Origin of the sequence: Bacillus sp. AM 13(2015), assembly GCF_001518755.1 — a bacterium.
GTDB classification, from domain to species: Bacteria; Bacillota; Bacilli; order Bacillales; family Bacillaceae; genus Bacillus; species Bacillus safensis.
On record NZ_LKCP01000071.1, the window covers coordinates 1 to 3,445 of the forward strand.

Consider the following 3,445-nt stretch of genomic DNA (forward strand, 5'->3'; position numbering starts at 1 on the left):
CAGTGATCATAAGACTTGACAGCTTGTAAACCCTTTTGGCAAATCTAATGATCCAGACGGTTGATCAGTATGAGATAACCAGTCTAAAGTCCCTAGAATATGCTGGTTTGAAAACGCTGATTGAGTGTTTTCATAAAGATAGTTTAATATTAGTTGAATGCCTCTTCTTTGTAAAGGCAAAGGCAGGTCAAGCAAAGGCTTCGTTTTGATCTCAATTTGCTTAGGCGATTGACTCGTTATCACTTGGTTCATTTGTTCCTTTGTTAAAGCCTGCAAGTATTGCTCATCCTCAGTCAGCATGTCACTTACAAACTGAAAGCTTTCATGTACATGAGGTGCTTCTTCTTTTAACACAGGAAGAATGTGTCTTCTTACCCGGTTTCTCAAGTAGTCATCTGTATGATTGCTTTGATCAATGACATAGGGAACATGTTCTTTTTCACAAGCTTTTAGCACGTCGTCCTTAGAGTATCCAATGAGCGGACGAATCAGCCATCCATTTTGAAAAGGACGTTTTGCTTGGATACCCGCGAGTCCTATACCAACAGTTCCTCTCGCAAGTCTCATCAACATTGTTTCTACTTGGTCGTCTCCATGATGTGCAAGCGCTATAAATTGAGCCTTGTATTGCTCCATCAATTGACGAAAGAAAGCATATCTGCACTCCCTTGCAGCTGCCTGTTTGTTTAAGCGGTTTTCTTTTGCATATTGGGTGACCTGTATGCGGGACGATTCAAAAGGGATCTCGTGCTCCTTACAGTAAGCCTCAACAAATGCCAAATCAGCAAAGGACTCTTCTCCTCTGAACATGTGATCTACATGGGCTGCAATCAGCTGATAGGAACCTTTGCGACGCTTGTTAAGTTCATGCAGTAAGAGCATGGAATCCGGTCCGCCGGAAACCCCGACAATGACTGTCGTATTTTCAAGGTAAACATCATGTTTTTTCAAAAAAGATTCAATTCTATTCACAACTTCCTCCTCACAAAGAGCAGGTAATTTAAAGATATACATATCCTATCACTTTCAGTAGCTCCAAGCAAAGAAGAAGCCTGCTTTTTTACAGCTCTACAACAGGAACAAAACCACATATGCACAGTAAAGGGCGAGTACACTGCACACGATAAGAATGGTTTCAAAAAGTCCGCCTGATTTTTTACGTACTGACGTTCTTTTTGCTGCTGCAGCCCGCGATCGTGAAGTCACTTGTTGATTTTGATTAACAGCGGGTTTTGGCGCGTTTTTTTGCTGTTGCTTCTTTTGGCGTGATTTTCTTGATTCAATCAGCTGTCCTTCTTTCAGCATCGCACTTTTCATGTCTGCTGCTGATTGATATTTACCTTGTAAAGCAGCCTTTAACACCCTTTCATATCGCTTCAATAAAGGATGTCCTTCAATGGCTCGATAAAGCTGCTTTTCTGGTTCTGCTCCTTTTTTGAATTCTTTCTTATACGCACAGTTAACCATCACCATGGTCAGGGCAAATAAATCATAAGTTGGTTCAGCTTTTCGTGTGCCGAATCCCCAATATCCTCGATCAAAAAACTCGGTATACTCCTTAATTGCCCTGCCCACTTTTGTCGTTCCTCCCACATCAATGCACCGGATCGTGGCAGGGGGACCAGAAACAATGAGATTATCAGGCTTTAAGTCACCAAAAATCCATCCTTCCTGATGTAAATGAGCCAGGCTAGATAAAAGCTGAATCATCAAAACAACGATCCACTCATCACCCTTTTGTTTCACAAATTCAAGCAGTAATGGGCCTCTGACATATTCCATCACGTAAAAGGAGCGTTTTTGAGGCATACCGGGATAAATTGCATCATCCATATCATAAAAAGAAGGCCCCATGGTTTTCACAGGAGCCTTTGAAAAGGATTTTAATACATTGACTTCAGATGCAATGAGCATACTGTCATCACTCACTTTAAGGGCCGCTTGCCCATGTGGTGATTCGGCGAGATAGACAACACCGTTCGCCCCTTTTCCAAGCTCTTTTACAATACGGTAATGATGGTGGTGCCATTTCCCTTGAATCACCGTGCCTAACGGGATGTTAGAAACCGAATTCATCATCATGCTCTTCCTTTGCTTCAAGCAGCCCTTTACGTGAGCGAACTGATTTGAAATGCTGAAGTGCTTCCCGAAGTGCTGGTCCCGTTGGGGTGATTCCTCCAGTGGTCAGTTTTGGGAAAATAGATGATAATGAATCGAATCGAGGCGTCCAATTCAACACAATTTCTGCATCTGAGTTTTCCCGGGAAATACACACATCCCAAACTGATTTTCTCCAATTCTTGAATTTAAACTGATGGAAAGGTCGATAAGTGCTTCTTTGACAGTCGGCAGCTTCGGTTTCATACTTGCACTTGTATCAACAAGCACGAGTACTTGAAGGTGAACCGTCTCTCCTAACTCATCAACAACCTCCATTACTTCCCCGCGCTTATCAGGTGGAAGCTCTTCAATTTCAGTGTCTTTGCCGAGTATTTGCTGCAATTCTTTATTCACAACACCTTGTAAGGTTTGTGTCATCGCTTTTTTCGTGACCATTTGTACTGTTTGAGATAATTGCTGGACGTAGACAACTTGATGGATGCCTCCGCCTGCGAGAGCAATCCCCTCTACTTCTTTCATCGCTTCATGATCGTGTCTGTTTTCTTCCATAATGCCAATGACATTGACTGTAATCCCTTGTTCCTTTGCCAATGAGGCAATCGCAAGCGGATCTTCCCCGTGATTTGAGCAGCCATCTGTAATCAATAAGATTTGGTTGACGTGACCTTTTCGCATCTTCATTCCTCCTGGGATTGTAACTGAATGCTTATATCCCCATCATCGCCAGAAGAAATTCATATTATACGATATTTTAAGAAATCTCTTGTTTCTCAAGATAGAATGTACCTGTCGGAATGGAAGCCCATTTTGGTGTGTTGTGGTCGAGCCTGATGACAACAACCGTCATATCGTCATCAATTTGGCCTGCTCTTGTTCGAATGACCTCTTCCATTAATAAATCAGCAATTTCTTGTGGATCTTCTGTTTTAAAGCTTTTCATTTTCCGTTTCACCCACAGATCATGATTTTCAATATGCTTTGGCCCTTCAAAAATGCCGTCACTCATCATAATTAATAGATCTCCTGCTTTCATCTGTTCGCTCACAACCTCGACTTCGAATTCATCAATAATGCCAATAGGCAAGTTGCTTGCTTGTACCTTCATCACCTGATCACCCCGTTTAATAAAGCTGGGTGTTGAACCAATCTTGAGGAACTTACAGCTTGCATCCTGTAAATCAATAATGGATAAATCCAATGTTGAATAGATCTCGTCCGTCGTTCGTAAAGATAAAATACTATTAATGGTTTTAATCGCCACTTTTTCATTGATACCTGACGCCAATATTTTTTCTAACAGCTTAATCGTCTCATTGCTTTCAAA

At 41.7% G+C, this 3,445-nt stretch carries 3 protein-coding genes and 1 pseudogene; all 4 read right to left on the reverse strand.

Features of this window, described 5'->3' with window-relative positions; translation table 11 throughout:
* Window positions 1-6 precede the first annotated feature (6 nt).
* Window positions 7-972 carry a tRNA lysidine(34) synthetase TilS gene (gene tilS, locus AOQ70_RS12230; protein ID WP_156417749.1) on the reverse strand — a complete coding sequence of 322 codons (966 nt, stop codon included), beginning with the start codon at window positions 970-972 and terminating at the stop codon, window positions 7-9.
* A 96-nt stretch (window positions 973-1,068) separates the two neighbouring features.
* On the reverse strand, window positions 1,069-2,076 hold the full coding sequence (locus AOQ70_RS12235; protein WP_082700850.1) for a protein kinase domain-containing protein: 1,008 nt from the start codon (window positions 2,074-2,076) through the stop codon (window positions 1,069-1,071).
* Window positions 2,060-2,796, reverse strand: a pseudogene (locus AOQ70_RS12240) (VWA domain-containing protein). The gene AOQ70_RS12235 and the pseudogene AOQ70_RS12240 overlap by 17 nt, the downstream one beginning before the upstream one ends.
* A gap of 76 nt (window positions 2,797-2,872) precedes the next feature.
* Window positions 2,873-3,445, reverse strand: a 573-nt coding sequence (locus AOQ70_RS12245) for a SpoIIE family protein phosphatase (protein ID WP_156417750.1), incomplete at its 5' end; no start/stop codon positions are given.

Bases quoted from the DNA above. Each gene is read 5' to 3' on its own strand.
- AOQ70_RS12235 (WP_082700850.1), bottom strand. From the start codon at position 2,076: ATGAATTCGGTTTCTAACATCCCGTTAGGCACGGTGATTCAAGGGAAA.